This is a genomic window from Alkalihalophilus marmarensis DSM 21297 (assembly GCF_000474275.2).
GTDB lineage: Bacteria > Bacillota > Bacilli > Bacillales > Bacillaceae_D > Alkalihalophilus > Alkalihalophilus marmarensis.
The window spans coordinates 1-15,609 of the sequence record NZ_ATAE01000003.1; the positions used below are offsets into that span (position 1 = coordinate 1).

The window sequence follows — 15,609 nt, forward strand, 5'->3', positions numbered from 1 at the left end:
CTTCTGAGTTTGGTGTACAATTAGGACCTGATGCTACAGCTCGTGCTAACGGATCTGTAGGTGGTGAAATCACTAAGCGTTTAGTTCAAATGGCTGAACAACAAATGGGTGGTTACCAAAAGTAATTGAATATAATGGCTTAAGAGGTGGGTTCGCTCACCTCTTATTTATTGGAAGGACGGGTTCTAATGAGCATGTGTCCGGCATGTAATGGCCTTACTACACTTCATATCTCATGTGAATATTGTGGGAACAATGTAACCATTTATGGTCGTACCTCCGATTATCAAGATGATTATAGTGCTTATGAAGAGTATGATGTAACAAGCGCTCAATCCATTCAATCTCCCTCAGCTCAAACCGAGAGTGAAGGCTGCACGCATTATGTAGGGTGTGAAAATTGCCGAACAACATACACTTATTCATTTAAAGAAGTAGACTACGACACGTAAGAAGCGACTTATCTCGTATTGAGAAAGCCGCTTCTATTTGTTTTATGGACGGATACGTAATTCAGTTTCTGCATCAAAGAAATGAGCTTTATTCATATCAAAGGCAAGATCTAGTGACTGACCGCCTTCTATATCTGTACGTGAATCAATTCTAGCAACAAATGCTTGGCCATTAACAGAAGAATAAAGAACAGTTTCTGCACCTGTCAGCTCGGCTACATCAATTTCAGCCGTTAATTTTGTTTCGGGTGATGATTCGATAAACAGAAGTTCATCATGAATATCTTCTGGACGAATGCCTAAAATAATCTCTTTGTTCATGTATTCTTTATCACGAAGAACAGACAACTTACCAGCTGGTACTTTAACGGTTACATCACCAACTTTAAAGTAATCGCCTTCTATTTTTCCAGTGATAAAGTTCATCGAAGGAGAACCAATAAATCCACCAACGAAAACATTCTCTGGGTTATCATATACGTCTTTAGGTGTACCTACTTGCTGAATAAATCCATCTTTCATAATAACAATGCGAGTAGCCATCGTCATCGCTTCTGTTTGGTCGTGTGTTACGTAAATCGTTGTTGTTTGCAAACGCTTGTGTAGTTTAGTGATCTCAGCACGCATTTGTACACGTAATTTCGCATCTAAGTTTGATAATGGCTCATCCATTAAGAATACCTGAGGATCACGAACGATTGCACGGCCTAGGGCAACACGTTGACGCTGACCACCAGACATTGCTTTTGGTTTACGATCTAACATCGCTTCAAGGCCTAGAATTTTTGCAGCATCTCTCACGCGACGATCAATTTCATCTTTTTTAAATTTACGAAGCTTTAAACCGAAAGCCATGTTTTCGTATACATTCATATGCGGGTATAGAGCGTAGTTTTGGAATACCATCGCAATATCACGATCTTTTGGTGCTACATCATTAACGCGGCGGTCGCCGATGTATAAATCACCTTTTGAGATATCCTCAAGCCCTGCAATCATTCGTAATGTCGTTGATTTACCACAACCCGATGGCCCAACAAAAACAATAAACTCTTTATCTTTAATATCAAGATTAAAGTCAGTTACTGCAGTCACATCACCATCATAAATTTTATATATGTTTTTTAATTGAATATCTGCCATTTTAAATCCCCCTCATGTGTTCGTGCTGTTATTGTAACCCCTTTCACGCAAGCTGGGCTATGGTCAGTGTGCACAAGCTTTCAGTCATCGTTTGTGCACATTGACGATTAATCATGTTGATAATGAAGGAGAAGCATATAGACGAGAGCTGCATCTGAAAAATGTTTTATATCAATACCAGTACGGTCCACAAATTTATCAATCCGGTATTGCAAACTATTTCTGTGCATATGTAAGGCTTTCGCTGCTTGTGTAGTATTAAGATTATGGCTGAAGTACGTCCCAACCGTTGTAAGCAGTTCCTTATCATTAAGCAGTTCCACAGAAATTAAGCGTTGGATGATACGATCCATTTCCTTTCCAGTTGAATTCCTCATTAAATACAAAAGCAGCACCTCTTGTTCTTTATAAACGTGTTTAGGGTGGCTTTTAGATAAAAGGTATTGAAATAACTCATGTTGAAATAAGAAGGACTCCCTAGAACTCTCGACTGTGGATTCAATCCCAATCAAGGTATATAAATCAAGATAAAAATCCATTGAGATCGCTTCAGCAAAGCTCTTTATATCCATCTCATCCCCGTAGCCATCTATTGACTCTAATACAACGACTCCATATTGTTGATGCACCCAGACAATCGTTATTACATGTGGAAATGCCTCCTGCCAGGTAGAGCTAAGGGCTTCGTAATCATCAATTGATTCGCTTAAATGAAAATGAATAAGCCGGACAGGCCTCTCTACGTTTGGCTGTCTTGTTTCTGATTCAAGCAGCCATGCCCGCCATTCTTTATCTGTAAAGGTGACGGCTTTTGGGGTGTGCTGATACTCTTTATAAAAATACGTTAATAATGCTGTCTCTTTTTCATTTAACTGATCCCGCCAAAAACCAAGGAGGGAAGCTGAATCATCAATCAGCCATAAAACTTCTGGGTGTGGAGGAGTGATATGGGTTGGAACAATGGCTTTTTCAAATAATCGTTTGATTTTTTCATTCACCGTTACTAAGCACCTCTCATGTACACTGTTTTTACAGAGTATAACAAACAATGGAGAATGACAGAAACAAATCTGACAAAACAAAAAATCCTTCTGCATATAAAACGAGAAGGATTTAATATATGTTGTTATTTATTTTCATTTGGTCGATCTTCTCTTTCAAGATCTCTTGCTTCTTCAATGGTTCCTGCGTGATGTTCATTTACGACACCGCCGCCAAGCCCCTCATTAATCATCCGGTCGATATCCATAAAAAACTCGTCCCGTCCTTCATTAGATGAACCAGTAGAAGAACTATACTTGTTTTCCTTTTTCTTATCTGACATCGCTCATCCCTCCTTTACTTATAGGATGGATGATTGCGAATAAATCTATGCATTAATGCTCTTCGTATACATGATATAACATCAAGTCATGGACTTTTGGTTCAAGCTCCTTTTTCTTGTCCTCAGTTGGCACTGGATGATTCCAATCAATTGAGCCATCCTTATGGTACGTCCCAGTTAAGTACGATCCCGCGTAAAAAAAAGAAAAGGTCCATTCTCTGCGCACTAAATTATTTCGAAGTTCCTTCCATTGAAAATGAGAAATCAATTTGCTGCCCCCTAACATGTTGCATATAGTGAAACGTTTACATTCACTATACCATGTCAGGGAGTGTTGTGTTAGGCTTCCTTTTCCGAAATATCATCCGAATGCCAATGCCCGCCTCCAAACCATAAATAAACCTGCCCATCAGATTCGTGGATATAGGTAAAACAAACAAGTCCTGATTGTAAGGCCATCTTGATTCCAGCTTCGTCATTGTATTTGATTTTTTTGTACATCACACCGAGATCCTGCATAGATGATTCTATAAGGCTTCTTTGTATATGAGTGTGTTTATACTTTGGCGCAAGTAAAACTGCTGAGAGTTTGGTTCCAAAATTAACCACTACGGAACAAGCAATGATTTTCCCTTCCCAAAGAGCAATTTTAATGGAATTCCCAGCTTCTTCGATATGGTGTTTCTTTAGATGGAATACATATGAGTGGATTGGCTGCTTAGGTGCCTTGTCATACCGTTTTGTAAAACGTATGAGCGGACGCCGGTACTTTTCCCAATTATGATAATTGATGGTAATGATCTTCAACGCACTTCCTCCTTTTCTGTTGAATAAAAAGAAAGCCACAAAAAGAAAGCAACAAAAAGATAAGGCATAAAAAGAAAGCAACGATTTTAGCTTCCGAATATATCTTGAACTAGCGTATAGAGAGCGTGATATCGTATACTATGTGATATGTGCCTATATGGTGATTGATAGAAAGGGTGACAGCTGTTGGATACAGCATGGTTTATTGGGTTTATGGTAGTCATAGGCGCTGTTATTGGCGGTGCAACAAATTCACTTGCTATTAAAATGTTATTTAGACCTTATACTGAAAAAAGAATCGGGAAGTGGAGAGTTCCTTTTACTCCAGGACTCATTCCGAAACGCCACCAAGAGCTAGCGACACAGCTTGGCCACATGGTTGTGCATTATTTACTTACAGCAGAAGGGTTAGGAAAGAAATTAAAGAGTGCAGCGTTTATGAAAGCAATGAATGAATGGTTATCTGCTGAATTATTAAAGCTGCTTAGAAGTGAACAAACGATAGGGGAGCTTCTAGAAAATAAATTGGGTGTAAAAGAGCCAAAGCAGACGCTGCTTCTAAAAACGGAAGGCTTGATTGAAAAAAGCTATGACCGTTACTTTCAAGAGAACCGACATAAACAGATCGGTGAGGTCCTTCCAAGAGGGGCTAATGAAAAAATTGACCATAGCGTACCTGTGATTGCGGCCTTCTTGTTAGAGAGAGGACAAGCTCTTTTCAGCAGTGAAGAAGGCAAGGAGCGACTCAGCAAAATGATTGACCGTTTCCTTTTAAATAAAGGGACATTAGGAAATATGATTTCAATGTTTCTTGGCAATGAGAGGCTCGTTGATAAGCTCCAGCCTGAACTAATGAAATTTATGCGAGATGATGGTACAAAGCGAATGGTTGAAGAGATTTTAGAAAAAGAGTGGGCGAAACTAAAACAAAAAGATGTAGCACTCATAGAAGAACAACTGAACAAAGAAGATATTATTGAGTATGTGACGACCGCTTTAGAGAAAAATGTCCCGTTTTATCAATGGGTAGACCAGCCGCTTAGTGACTGGAGTAAACCATTTGAAGACATGCTGGTCACTGAGTGGGTTCCAAAGCTTGTCGATGCTGTTTCTGATTTATTAGCCATGCATCTTGAAGGACTGTTAGAAAAGCTGAATCTAGAGGATATCGTTCGTGAGCAGGTTGAGGCATTCTCTGTAGAACGTTTAGAGGAACTGGTATTAACGATCTCTAAACGGGAATTTAAAATGATCACCTATCTTGGGGCTTTGCTCGGAGGTATGATTGGATTTATTCAAGGTTTATTAGTTTTATTCATCGGGTAAAGAGTAGGGTGTGTGACTATAAATATTGTTTAAATTCACCCATGAAGGATGAATTGTCTGTGTAGACATGTTATAGTCGTAAAGACTATTTTTTTAGGAGGACGTTATAAATGTCAAATGTATACGATAAGGCTCATGAACTAAAGAAAGCAATTGCTGAAAGTGAAGAATTCTCTGCATTAAAATCAATGCACGAACAAATTGAAGCAGATGAGATTGCTAAAAAAATGCTAGAGAACTTCCGTAACCTGCAGCTGGAGCTTCAACAAAAGCAAATGCAAGGTATTCAAATTACGGAAGAAGAAGCTCAAAAAGCTCAACAGCAATTTGAACTTGTTCAACAACATGAGTTAATCTCGAAATTAATGGAAGCTGAACAACGTCTAAGTGTTATCATTGGTGATATCAACAAAATCATCACAGAACCTCTTGAAGAGATCTATGGTAACCCAGAAGGTCAACAATAATTTAATAAACGTACAAAAGTCACGAGAATGATGCTCGTGACTTTTTTATTGAGGATTATTCTTCTTTAGTTTTTTACCAATCAAAACAGCCATGTGCAGAACAAATCCAGCAAATAACCCTACACTAGCGGCCCCTAAAAGCCCCATAACTATTTCTCCCGCTGAGCCTTCTGCGAGTTGTAGACTGGTTAACAGCATAAAAACAGCAGGTACAACTAAATAAAACTGTACAAAAGATTTCATATGAACTCCCTTTTTCTATTAAGATGAACGTTATCTACAAAAGAGTATAACGAAAGCAACGAGATACGTCTATTTGATTTTGGTTCTATTCAAACAGTGTGTAACATACAGTCTAGAGAACAGACAGGCAGACCGAAATGGGACGTGTCGTCGTAAAGAAAAAGGGGGAAAGCATCATGACGTACCGATTACTAGCCCTAAATATTGATGGAACATTGATTGGTTCAAATGAGAAGATCTCAAAGCAAACGAAAGAAGCTATTGAGTATGTGAAGAAAAAAGGGGTGTATGTCACCTTAGTGACTTCAAGACCACACCTTTCCGCAAAACGTTTGGCAAAATCCTTAAAGATTGATAACTATTTAGTAACAAACAATGGCGCCTTTGTTGCAAATGACGCAGAAGATCCTTTATACGTAAAGCGAATTGATGTGAATAAAACACTGCAGCTCGTTGAAGTATTAGAGCAGTATGATTGTCATATTCGTGTTCTTCACGAAAGCTTCTCTATTGGAAATAAGGTACGGCAGAAAAATCAGTTGATCGCAAAGATGACGATTGGTGTAGGGGACCCATTATTTTACCCTGTGACGTTTGTAGATTCTGTTTATGATCGTTTATTGCAAGAAGCGATTGCTCCTCCTAAAGTACAGGTTCAATTCTTTGATGAAGAAGAACAGAACTCCGCTTTAAACCAAGTAAAAGAAATGATTAAAGGGGTAAATGCTGTTTCCATTCAAGATGGTAAAGTAGAGTTTGTAGCAGAGGGAGTTTCAAAGCTTGATGGGTTACAAAAAGTAGGGCAAGAGCTTGGTATTTCCTTGCAAGAAATGGTTGCTGTCGGCCTTGAAGAGGATGATATACCAATGATCAGTCAAGTAGGATTAGGGGTAGCTATGGGGAATGCCAGTGAAGAAGTAAAGAAGGCAGCCAATTGGATCACACGCTCGAATCATCAGAACGGGGTTTCTTACATGATTCGAGAAGTGTTTAGAAAGCAGCTGCGTGTTCAAGTGGAATAAAACAACTCATAGTTTTCCACATCCATAATAAAAAAGAGCTGTCCCAAATGGGGCAGCTCTTTCGTTTACACATGAAATAACAATAACTTACCAGCACGTGTAAGACGGTGAGTATGATTTGTATAGTTGTTTTCCTCTAACTTTTTCTTTCCAATCTCCTGTGCGGCATTATCATCCGCAGCTTCGATTCGTTCCTCAAAAACCATTTCGCCATTAGGTTCATAAACGGTTAGAAAATACTCATTCATTATTATTTCCCCCCAAACTATTGTAAGAATAGTGTAAATTCAAACGCTTACATAAGCAAGTATAAAATATTTTTGGTAATTATTGTTTTTTCTGTTGCAATAATTAGAAGGTGGTCATATACTGTATATATAGATATACACACCAATACACTTTAAGAGGTGAAGCTCATGTCGGAGAATCAATTAATTAAGAAGATTATTTTATTCGAATTAAAAAATACACCATTCATTAAGTATCTATGGATGGTTGCTGCAATGGGTTTAATTGTTTTTTTAGGAAGTCAATTTATTAATGAAGTAAGCGGTGGCGGACGGTTCCCTATTATTTATGACTTTCTATTTTTTAGTGCTTTGTCGCTTGCATACACGGTAAGATACAAACCATTTAACATTCAAGATATAAAAGGCGGGTTATACGCTAGCTCATTTTTTATCTTACTTAAACAAACACCTATTGCTGATCGAGTCATTATGAAAAGCAGATTTATTATGAGTGCAATTTATATTCTGACGTTTAACACTATTGTATTTGTGCTGTTCTATGTGTTCTCAAATAATATCAAAGAAGTATTATCAGTTTCTGAGGCAATCATTCTAGGTCTAAGCTGGCTTGCCATCAGCTATGTGTGGGGGGGATTATATGCAGCAGGTGAACCAGGTGGAAGATATTCACCTGTGGCTTTGATCATATGGAGTATCGTTTATATTGCAGTGCTTTTTGTATTACTAACTGGATTTAACCTGCTTGCAGGAGCCCCGTATATTATTTGGTCTATCAGTATTGTACAAACAAACCCTATGTTACTCTTAGGTATTTCATTTTTGTTGATGATCATAGCTACAGCCACTTGGATTTACTCTTATAGATACTATGAAAATAAAACTAGTTATCACCTATAAAAGGGTCGTCTGTTGAAAGGAGGTCTTTGATTGAAATTACCAATAAGCGTCCAAGAAGGCTCGCGTACTCCTATATATCATCAAATAGAAGAACAGATTAAAGCACTTATTGTTTCAGGGCATGTAAGTGCAGGTACACCGCTGCCTTCTATTCGAGCGTTATCAAAAGATCTTGCTTGCAGTGTCATTACCACAAGAAGAGCTTATCAAAATCTTGAGCAGCAGGGGTATATAAAAACCAGCCAAGGCAGAGGAACATTTGTAGCTGAAATTGATGAACGATCTAAGAAAGAGGCTAAAACAGAAGCTGTGTATGACACATTAAAAAAAGCAGTAGAAGTAGGGCGGCGGCATAGTTATACCGATGATGAACTTAGAAAATTATTTGAAGAAGCTCTAATGGAATAGATCGATTACAGGGAGGGATATGTAATGATTTCGTTACAAGACATATACAAGAAGGTAGATAAAAGCTTTGAACTAGGCCCTATATCTTGCCAAATTGAACCGGGCAGTATTGTAGCACTCGTTGGAAATAACGGGGCTGGAAAGTCCACATTATTTCAAACCATGATGGAATTAGTGAAAAAAGAGTCTGGGGAAATTGACTATCATTTTGGGACAAATCGTGAAAACGGATGGAAACAGGCTTTTGCTTATGTCCCGCAAACACCGCTGATGTATCAGGGGTTTACAATAGCCCAATTAGCAGATTTCTTTGAAATGAGCTATCCGGGTTGGAATCGACAAGAGTTTCAAAGACTTGCCACACTTTTTGAATTACCTCATAAAAAGCTGATCGAAAAACTTTCAGGGGGGATGCAGAAAAAAGCGATGTTTTCTTTAACATTAGCAAGAGAATCAAAGGTTTTACTCTTAGATGAGCCGTTAGCTGGAGTTGATTTTGAAGGCCAGGAGCAAATGAGAGATGAAATGGTTCGATATATGGAAAGGGCAGTGGATCAAACGATTCTGTTATCGACTCACTCAGCTGATGAAATTAGAACACTCGCAGACTATATTTTGTTAATGAAAGATGGACATCTTCTCAATCAGTATGAAAAAGACAGCCTGATCGCATCTTGGAGCCGTATTTGGGTGGAGGGAGATACATCTGTCCTTAAAAATCTCAAAGGCATGGTTTCAGCTAGCAAGCAGGGTTCATTAGTTGAATGCGTGACGTCCAATGCGTTTGAGGTTGAACAAGAATTGAAGAAAATGGGTGCTACAGTCACATCTGTTCAGCCACTAGAGTTAAGAGAAATCTTGCGCATTATCTTAAAAGAAGAAACGAAATCAGCATAAGAACGTATAACATAAGAACCTATAAAACTAGTGTGAACAAGAAAATAAAGGAAAGGCGGGAGTGAGATGACGCTTAAAATTAATAACATTACCAAACGCTTTGGTCAATCTGTGGCGGTTGATCAGCTGTCACTAGAAATTCCTAGCGGAGAAATGTTTGGAATGCTTGGAGCCAATGGGGCGGGAAAAACAACCACCTTTCGAATGATGCTTGGTCTCCTAGAACCGACTGAGGGGGAAATGACTTGGAAAGGGGAGAAGATTGATTATTCTCGGACAAATGTCATTGGGTATTTACCGGAAGAGCGAGGATTATATCCAAAACTTAAAGTAAGAGACCAGCTTATCTACTTAGGGCGCTTAAAAGGGATGCATAAAAAAGACATTATCACAGAAATGCAAATGTGGCTTGAACGATTTAAAGTGACGGATTATGAAACAAAACGCATTGAAGAATTATCAAAGGGAAACCAGCAAAAAATTCAGTTTATCGCATCCGTCATCCACAGGCCTGAGCTGCTTATATTAGATGAACCTTTTAGCGGACTTGACCCAGTTAATGCTGAATTACTAAAAGAAGCTGTAATCGATCTGAAAAAGAAAGGCACGACCATTGTCTTTTCCAGCCATAGAATGGACCACGTAGAAGAACTGTGCGAGCATTTATGTATTCTCCGTCATGGCACACCAGTGGTTAAAGGGGAGCTTCGTGAGATTAAGCGCAGCTTCAGAAATAAATTTATTGTAATCGAAGGTGAAAGGTCGTTTGAGACGCTTAAAAACCTCCCTGGCGTTAAGAAGTTTCAGCAAAAGCAGGGCGGCGTGCGTTTACAGGTGGAAGATGAAGAAGTGGCAAAAGTCATTTTTGCAGAAGTGGCAAAGTCCGGATATGTGAGGCGGTTTGAAGTAGAAGAGCCAAGCCTTCAAGATATATTTATCGAGAAAGTAGGGACTGCATATGCGTAATTTTGGAATCATTCTAGCTCATACTTACAAAAACCGTCTCATGTCTAAAGCCTTCCTCATTTCGACTGCCATTACTCTGGCCTTTATGCTTGTTCTTACAAATATGGATCGTATTTTTATGATGTTTGAAGAAGATGCAGAGAGCCGCGCAGTAGAAGTTGCTCTTGTAGAAGAAGGCAGTGAGCTGTATGAACCTTTAAATGAACAGCTTATGCAGCATGAAGACCGCATCCAGCTTACTAGAACTTCATTAAATGAAGAAGAAGCGTTAGAAGCTGTGTCAAGTGGTGAATTTGGTGCAGCCCTTGTAGTTAATAGAGATAGCGCTGGTGACATTCAAGCAACGTATTATTCTGACTCTCTAACGCAGCAATTTACACCGATCCAGCTGCAAAATGCTCTGCAGCATATTAAAGAAACAGAAGCAACACAAGAACTGGGACTTAGCGGTGAAGTGTTAGCAGATATTTACTCACCGATCACATTTGAAACATCAACAGTGAGTGATACGGCGCGAACAGAAAGTGAATTAAACCAAGCAAGGTCGATTGTATATGTGCTTCTGTTCGTCATTTATTTTTCTGTATTAATCTTTGGAAATATGATTGCAACTGAAATAGCTACAGAAAAGTCTTCGCGTGTTATGGAGATTCTTGTTTCTAGTGCCTCGCCAGTCGCACAGATGTTTGGAAAAATAGTGGGGATAGGATTACTAGCATTAACGCAATACGGGTTGATCTTTCTAGTTGTCATTCTTAGTTCATTAGCAGGGGCCGAGCAGGCTGAAGGCGGTCTTTCGATGCTTCAAGCGCTGTTTTCAGAGGATATTCCACTAGATTTAATTGGATTTGCTGTTTTGTTTTTCGTATTAGGCTATTTGCTGTATGCGACTCTTGCGGCTACTCTAGGCTCCTTAGTCAGTCGTATTGAAGATGTCAATCAAGTTATCGGTCCAATGAATCTGCTTGTGATCGTAGCATTTTTCATAGCTATGTTTGGCTTAAATGCACCTGAGTCAAGTTTTATCACAATTACTTCCTTTATCCCGTTTTTTAGTCCAATGATTATGTTCTTACGTGTCGGGATGCTTTCCATACCCCTATGGGAGCTATTATTATCAATCGGCCTTCTTCTGGCATCGATTGGACTTTTAGCGACAATTGGAGCAAGAATCTTCAAAGGCGGCGTATTATTATACGGAAAGAGCTCAGCATTAAAGGATATTGGCCGTGCTCTTAGAATGACAAGAAAATAACGAAACAAGAGTAAGAATAATTAATGTACTGGAAATAAGAGTGGATTTGTATCTTAAGTATCTTATGATATGATGAGATTATTAAAAAGGAAAGGAGGGCGAATAGATGATTGAATTTATAACAGATATGACGATGCTTTGGTTAAGTGTTGTTATGACAGTGCTTTTAGTTGCCGCTTTTGCGAGAGCGAGTGTGGCAGGAGTTTGGTTTACGTTTCATATGACAAGTAAAAAGCAGTTAAGCCAAACAGAAAATCAACCGTTAGTCATAGCTGCTCTCATTCGCCCTTCATCAAATCCGTATCGACCTAAGATACCATCTGTTTTTGATAAGGGCCAGTCTGATGATGAGCCGCACTCTCTTGTTGTTTAACTAAAATAGTTAAAACAACAAGGAGGAATAAAGTTGAAAAAAGTATTATGGATCTTAATAATCATCTTAATGGTAGGTGCATTAGCAGGCTGTGGTGCGAACGGTCAGCCGATTACAGCAGAAACAGAAGGGATTTGGAATCACTTCTTTGTCTACCCGCTTTCTTGGGTTCTGATAAGTGTAGCAGACCTATTGAATGGAAGCTTTGGATTATCGATTATTGTTGTGACAATAGGAATCCGGCTATTCTTACTACCATTGATGATCAAGCAGCAAAAAAGCAGCCGTGCGATGCAGGCATTGCGTCCCGAGATGGAAGCTTTGCAGAAAAAGTACGGTCAAGGAACAAAGCGTGATCCAAAAGATCAGCAGAAAATGCAAAAAGAATTGATGGCTTTATATAAAGACAGCGGAGTCAATCCAATGGCTGGTTGTTTACCACTTTTTATTCAATTACCTGTAATGATGGCTTTTTATTTTGCGATCATGCGCACAGAAGTGATTGCTCTACATTCATTTTTATGGTTTGATCTTGGTTCACCAGATCCTTTATATATCTTACCTGTGGTAGCAGGTATTACCACGTTCCTCCAAGTGAAAATGACTTCATTTCAATTAAATGATCAAATGAAAGTGATTATTTATATTATGCCAGTCATGATTGTCGTAGCTGGAGTTACATTACCATCAGCTTTATCATTGTATTGGGTAGTGGGAAATCTATTTATGATTATCCAAACCTATTTTACGGTAGTAAGGTTTGAACAATTGAAAACGGATATTTCTAAATGATGTTTAAGAGGATGCCTTCAGATTATTGAGGGGGTCCTCTTTTGTTTGTCGTGATATTCACCCACCACCTCATTCATGCATAAAATGGGCAATGAAGGAGGAGATGAGATGAATCAGGTGCAAGAAATGCAAGCATTGTGTCAGCAATACATGAATCAAGCAGTGCATACTCAAATGAATGGCCAGCCTGCATATAACGGTGTGATAGAGAATGTCGATAATGAATACCTTTACTTGCTCGTGCCGGTAGATGAATACGGGCAATATATGGATTTGTCAGATTTAATGGCAGATTATCAACAGAATCAAATGGTACGTTCTTATCAAGATCAGCGTTATCCATATTATGCATACAATCCTTATTACCAGCCTTATTTCTATCCATATTACCCTAGGCCAAGAGGGTGGAATCGTTTAATCCTTCCGTTAGCAGCCCTGACTGCGATCGCATTATTATAGGTGACCTTTATATAAAACGGGCTCGGTTTCGAGCCCATTTTTCATTTCAAAATATGGGTAAATTAATTGTGGGAAATCTAGTTATTTCATGTTATTTGTCATGATTAGATAGTCTCAAATGCTAATTTGCGTGATAATAATAGTGGGAAACAAGTATTTTTACAGCAAAAGACATTATCTTTAGTTCCCCGGGAAATAATCGACGACATCTTCCTAATTATGCAAGTTGTAAGGAATGATGTTTACCTTTATTTCCTGATGACCGTTTAAATTATGTGATTAGTGGAAAATGTACTAAAATAGGTGTAAAGTCAAATTAATCATATGAGTATTCATAACACTTGATTAATTTGTCCGTATAGACAAGAAGGAGGATGCGGGAATGGGACAATATCTCGTTTATCTCGTTGAGGATGAACAAAATTTATCAGAAGTATTAAAGGCCTATCTTGAGAAAGAAGGTTGGGAAGTACGTGTATTTAATGACGGAGATGCTGCTCGTGATGCAATTGAAGACAAGCCTCATTTATGGATTCTAGATATTATGCTGCCTGGAACAGACGGGTATCAACTATTAAAAGGCATTAAAGAAAATGGAGATACACCTGTTATCTTTATTTCAGCGCGTGACCAAGACTTAGATCGTGTCTTAGGTCTAGAAATGGGAAGTGATGATTACTTAGCGAAGCCATTCTTGCCGCAAGAACTGATCATCCGCGCTAAAAAGCTAATAAATCGTGTTTATGGCTCGGCTTCTCAAGACCAGAAGAAAATTGAACTTAATCAATACCTTATTGATCCTGTGGGTCGTACGGTTGTCGATTCAGAAGTGAGCGAAGAAGAGATTGTTGATTTAACAACAAAAGAAATGGACCTAATCTTGCTTCTAACAGGTGAAATTGGTAAAGCATTTTCACGCGAGAAGATTATTGAACATGTATGGGGTGAGAATTACTTCGGCTCTGAACGTGCTGTCGATGATGTCGTACGTCGTGTGCGTAAGAAGATGCCGCGTATTCATTTAGAAACGTTATATGGATACGGATATAGGGTTCTTTCTTCATGATCAAAGTGAACTTAGCCAAGCGAATCTGGCTTGCTTTTATTTCACTCATTGTTTTAGTTGCATTATCAATTATTATTATTTACCCAATCTCGATTAAAGGGACACTTACTGAAGAAACGTACCGATTAATTGAGACGGCACAAACAAGATATGCATATCCTTTGCTTGACTTAATCGACCCAAGAGATGAAGCCGGCGACTTTATGGACCGCCGAGAAGCAGGAGATATCGGTCATTTCTTTATACATGATACGGTTGGACGAGCCCCTGTCGGTGATTCGTTCCCTCCTCCTGATATTTTACTTGAGATGGCACAGAATGCGTACAAGCAGGAGGCAAACCGTGGGCGTTATGAAATTCAGTACGGTGAAGCCACGGTATTCTATGTCATTTCTAAAGCCCAGGTTCAAGGCACTCCAGGATTTCATATTTCCTATATGTGGGATACGTATCGTGATCAAATGGTAAATAGATTATGGGAGAGGCTATTATATCTTTTACTGCTAACAAGTGGTCTGAGTCTATTACCTGCGATATGGCTGAAGCATTACTTACGCCAGCCACTGATTGTGCTTGGGAATCATCTAGAACAAATAGCGAACCGTGATTGGCAGGAGCCTCTTAAATGGGACGGGGATGAAGATTTTCAACGTCTTTCTGACCAATTTGAGAAGATGAGGCAGAATTTAAACAGTTATGATAGAGCGCAGAAAACATTTATCCAGCATGCTTCACATGAGTTGAAAACTCCAATTATGGTCATTAAAAGTTATGCACAATCTGTTAAAGATGGTATCCTGCCTAAAGATAATATGGAACAGACAATGAATGTGATTATTGAAGAAGCAAACCGAATGGAGCGACGTGTTGTAGACATGCTTTACTACACGAAGCTTGACTCGTTAAAAGAAGAGACACCAAAACATGAAGAGATCATTTTTGGATCACTTGCTTTCCAAATTGAAGAACGATTCCGCGTGCAGCGAGAGGATGTTAAGATCAAAGTCATTGGTCCTGAGACTAAGATTTATGGTGATATTGAGCAATTGGAAGTGCTTTTAGAGAATTTGGTTGAAAATGCTCTTCGCTACGCTGTTGATACGATTTGGATTACAGCTAAAGAATTAGATGATCATGTAGAAGTGAGTGTTGAGAACAACGGAGAGGCGATTCCTGAGGCCGACATGCCGCAGATCTTTAATCCTTTCTATAAAGGAAATAAAGGGAAGTTTGGGCTTGGTCTTGCTATTGTGAAAAGGATCGCTGAGCTTCACGGGGGACAGCCTAAGATTGAAAATAGTGAGGTTGGTGTGAAGTTTATTATAGTGTTTCCGAAGCCTTATAAAAAACCAAAAGACCAGCCAAAATCAAAGAAAAAGGAGAAGAAGTCGTAGATTGACGCTTCTTCTTTTTCCATTTATTCTTATTTCGTTACATTAATTTTTAGTTGTAGAGAAGGTT

22 protein-coding genes are annotated in these 15,609 nt (G+C 38.8%); 15 read left to right on the forward strand and 7 right to left on the reverse strand.

All coding sequences use genetic code 11. The annotated features are described in order from the left end of the window. Both A33I_RS00075 and A33I_RS20480 read left to right on the forward strand, forming a co-directional pair. Positions 1-125 (forward strand): alpha/beta-type small acid-soluble spore protein (locus tag A33I_RS00075; RefSeq protein WP_022626447.1); only part of this gene is annotated, 125 nt, incomplete at its 5' end. A gap of 63 nt (positions 126-188) precedes the next feature. Continuing rightward, positions 189-452, forward strand: coding sequence for a hypothetical protein (locus A33I_RS20480; protein WP_152976416.1), 264 nt, complete (start codon positions 189-191; stop codon positions 450-452). A gap of 42 nt (positions 453-494) precedes the next feature. Here A33I_RS20480 and A33I_RS00080 read toward each other — a convergent pair whose 3' ends face one another. From A33I_RS00080 to A33I_RS00100, 5 genes are all read right to left on the reverse strand, one after another. Beyond that, a complete protein-coding gene (locus A33I_RS00080; RefSeq protein WP_022626448.1) occupies positions 495-1,595 on the reverse strand; it encodes an ABC transporter ATP-binding protein in 1,101 nt (366 codons plus the stop codon). A 107-nt stretch (positions 1,596-1,702) separates the two neighbouring features. Beyond that, on the reverse strand, positions 1,703-2,593 hold the full coding sequence (locus tag A33I_RS00085) for a PucR family transcriptional regulator (RefSeq protein WP_022626449.1): 891 nt from the start codon (positions 2,591-2,593) through the stop codon (positions 1,703-1,705). A gap of 128 nt (positions 2,594-2,721) precedes the next feature. Next, a complete protein-coding gene (locus tag A33I_RS00090; RefSeq protein WP_022626450.1) occupies positions 2,722-2,919 on the reverse strand; it encodes a hypothetical protein in 198 nt (65 codons plus the stop codon). A 52-nt stretch (positions 2,920-2,971) separates the two neighbouring features. After that, a complete protein-coding gene (locus A33I_RS00095; RefSeq protein WP_022626451.1) occupies positions 2,972-3,187 on the reverse strand; it encodes a YheE family protein in 216 nt (71 codons plus the stop codon). 71 nt (positions 3,188-3,258) lie between these two features. Beyond that, entirely contained in the window at positions 3,259-3,726 is a 468-nt protein-coding gene (locus tag A33I_RS00100) for a hypothetical protein (RefSeq protein WP_012957689.1), read from the reverse strand. 186 nt (positions 3,727-3,912) lie between these two features. On the opposite strand from A33I_RS00100, the gene A33I_RS00105 reads away from it, so the two are divergent. Beyond that, complete coding sequence (locus A33I_RS00105) at positions 3,913-5,052, forward strand: DUF445 domain-containing protein (RefSeq protein WP_022626452.1); 1,140 nt, start codon at positions 3,913-3,915, stop codon at positions 5,050-5,052. Between the two features lie 110 nt (positions 5,053-5,162). Continuing rightward, positions 5,163-5,519, forward strand: a complete 357-nt coding sequence (locus A33I_RS00110; protein WP_022626453.1) for a YlbF/YmcA family competence regulator — start codon at positions 5,163-5,165, stop codon at positions 5,517-5,519. 45 nt (positions 5,520-5,564) lie between these two features. Here the strand turns inward: A33I_RS00110 and A33I_RS00115 are convergent, their stop codons facing one another. After that, positions 5,565-5,762, reverse strand: a complete 198-nt coding sequence (locus A33I_RS00115) for a hypothetical protein (protein WP_022626454.1) — start codon at positions 5,760-5,762, stop codon at positions 5,565-5,567. A 176-nt stretch (positions 5,763-5,938) separates the two neighbouring features. On the opposite strand from A33I_RS00115, the gene A33I_RS00120 reads away from it, so the two are divergent. Further along, positions 5,939-6,784: a Cof-type HAD-IIB family hydrolase gene (locus A33I_RS00120; RefSeq protein WP_022626455.1), complete on the forward strand. Its 846-nt coding sequence runs from the start codon at positions 5,939-5,941 to the stop codon at positions 6,782-6,784. 65 nt (positions 6,785-6,849) lie between these two features. On the opposite strand, the gene A33I_RS00125 is transcribed toward A33I_RS00120, so the two are convergent. Beyond that, a complete protein-coding gene (locus tag A33I_RS00125) occupies positions 6,850-7,032 on the reverse strand; it encodes a YhzD family protein (RefSeq protein ID WP_022626456.1) in 183 nt (60 codons plus the stop codon). A 168-nt stretch (positions 7,033-7,200) separates the two neighbouring features. On the opposite strand from A33I_RS00125, the gene A33I_RS00130 reads away from it, so the two are divergent. The 10 genes from A33I_RS00130 to A33I_RS00175 all read left to right on the forward strand — a co-directional run bounded on the left by A33I_RS00130 (position 7,201) and on the right by A33I_RS00175 (position 15,542). Further along, complete coding sequence (locus A33I_RS00130) at positions 7,201-7,932, forward strand: hypothetical protein (RefSeq protein WP_022626457.1); 732 nt, start codon at positions 7,201-7,203, stop codon at positions 7,930-7,932. Positions 7,933-7,962: 30 nt separating this feature from the next. Continuing rightward, a complete protein-coding gene (locus A33I_RS00135) occupies positions 7,963-8,340 on the forward strand; it encodes a GntR family transcriptional regulator (protein ID WP_012957696.1) in 378 nt (125 codons plus the stop codon). A gap of 24 nt (positions 8,341-8,364) precedes the next feature. Beyond that, on the forward strand, positions 8,365-9,237 hold the full coding sequence (locus A33I_RS00140; protein ID WP_022626458.1) for an ATP-binding cassette domain-containing protein: 873 nt from the start codon (positions 8,365-8,367) through the stop codon (positions 9,235-9,237). Between the two features lie 66 nt (positions 9,238-9,303). Further along, positions 9,304-10,203, forward strand: a complete 900-nt coding sequence (locus A33I_RS00145) for an ABC transporter ATP-binding protein (RefSeq protein ID WP_022626459.1) — start codon at positions 9,304-9,306, stop codon at positions 10,201-10,203. After that, positions 10,196-11,458, forward strand: a complete 1,263-nt coding sequence (locus A33I_RS00150) for an ABC transporter permease (RefSeq protein ID WP_022626460.1) — start codon at positions 10,196-10,198, stop codon at positions 11,456-11,458. The genes A33I_RS00145 and A33I_RS00150 overlap by 8 nt, the downstream gene beginning before the upstream one ends. Positions 11,459-11,564: 106 nt before the next feature. Next, positions 11,565-11,831, forward strand: coding sequence for a hypothetical protein (locus tag A33I_RS00155; RefSeq protein ID WP_022626461.1), 267 nt, complete (start codon positions 11,565-11,567; stop codon positions 11,829-11,831). Between the two features lie 33 nt (positions 11,832-11,864). Beyond that, positions 11,865-12,623 carry a membrane protein insertase YidC gene (yidC, locus tag A33I_RS00160; RefSeq protein WP_022626462.1) on the forward strand — a complete coding sequence of 253 codons (759 nt, stop codon included), beginning with the start codon at positions 11,865-11,867 and terminating at the stop codon, positions 12,621-12,623. A gap of 108 nt (positions 12,624-12,731) precedes the next feature. Continuing rightward, positions 12,732-13,082, forward strand: a complete 351-nt coding sequence (locus A33I_RS00165) for a hypothetical protein (protein ID WP_022626463.1) — start codon at positions 12,732-12,734, stop codon at positions 13,080-13,082. Positions 13,083-13,464: 382 nt separating this feature from the next. Further along, on the forward strand, positions 13,465-14,148 hold the full coding sequence (locus A33I_RS00170; RefSeq protein ID WP_012957703.1) for a response regulator transcription factor: 684 nt from the start codon (positions 13,465-13,467) through the stop codon (positions 14,146-14,148). Then, the gene (locus A33I_RS00175; RefSeq protein ID WP_022626464.1) at positions 14,145-15,542 is read left to right on the forward strand and encodes a sensor histidine kinase; all 1,398 of its coding nucleotides are present in this window, start codon (positions 14,145-14,147) and stop codon (positions 15,540-15,542) included. The genes A33I_RS00170 and A33I_RS00175 overlap by 4 nt, the downstream gene beginning before the upstream one ends. Positions 15,543-15,609: the final 67 nt, after the last annotated feature.

What these genes read in the sequence shown, in the direction of transcription:
- A33I_RS20480 (WP_152976416.1), top strand. Translation starts at nt 189, where the DNA reads ATGAGCATGTGTCCGGCATGTAATGGCCTTACTACACTTCATATCTCA.
- A33I_RS00080 (WP_022626448.1), bottom strand. Translation starts at nt 1,595, where the DNA reads ATGGCAGATATTCAATTAAAAAACATATATAAAATTTATGATGGTGAT.
- A33I_RS00090 (WP_022626450.1), bottom strand. Translation starts at nt 2,919, where the DNA reads ATGTCAGATAAGAAAAAGGAAAACAAGTATAGTTCTTCTACTGGTTCA.
- A33I_RS00110 (WP_022626453.1), top strand. Translation starts at nt 5,163, where the DNA reads ATGTCAAATGTATACGATAAGGCTCATGAACTAAAGAAAGCAATTGCT.
- A33I_RS00115 (WP_022626454.1), bottom strand. Translation starts at nt 5,762, where the DNA reads ATGAAATCTTTTGTACAGTTTTATTTAGTTGTACCTGCTGTTTTTATG.
- A33I_RS00120 (WP_022626455.1), top strand. Translation starts at nt 5,939, where the DNA reads ATGACGTACCGATTACTAGCCCTAAATATTGATGGAACATTGATTGGT.
- A33I_RS00125 (WP_022626456.1), bottom strand. Translation starts at nt 7,032, where the DNA reads ATGAATGAGTATTTTCTAACCGTTTATGAACCTAATGGCGAAATGGTT.
- A33I_RS00130 (WP_022626457.1), top strand. Translation starts at nt 7,201, where the DNA reads ATGTCGGAGAATCAATTAATTAAGAAGATTATTTTATTCGAATTAAAA.
- A33I_RS00140 (WP_022626458.1), top strand. Translation starts at nt 8,365, where the DNA reads ATGATTTCGTTACAAGACATATACAAGAAGGTAGATAAAAGCTTTGAA.
- A33I_RS00145 (WP_022626459.1), top strand. Translation starts at nt 9,304, where the DNA reads ATGACGCTTAAAATTAATAACATTACCAAACGCTTTGGTCAATCTGTG.
- A33I_RS00150 (WP_022626460.1), top strand. Translation starts at nt 10,196, where the DNA reads ATGCGTAATTTTGGAATCATTCTAGCTCATACTTACAAAAACCGTCTC.
- A33I_RS00155 (WP_022626461.1), top strand. Translation starts at nt 11,565, where the DNA reads ATGATTGAATTTATAACAGATATGACGATGCTTTGGTTAAGTGTTGTT.
- A33I_RS00165 (WP_022626463.1), top strand. Translation starts at nt 12,732, where the DNA reads ATGAATCAGGTGCAAGAAATGCAAGCATTGTGTCAGCAATACATGAAT.
- A33I_RS00170 (WP_012957703.1), top strand. Translation starts at nt 13,465, where the DNA reads ATGGGACAATATCTCGTTTATCTCGTTGAGGATGAACAAAATTTATCA.
- A33I_RS00175 (WP_022626464.1), top strand. Translation starts at nt 14,145, where the DNA reads ATGATCAAAGTGAACTTAGCCAAGCGAATCTGGCTTGCTTTTATTTCA.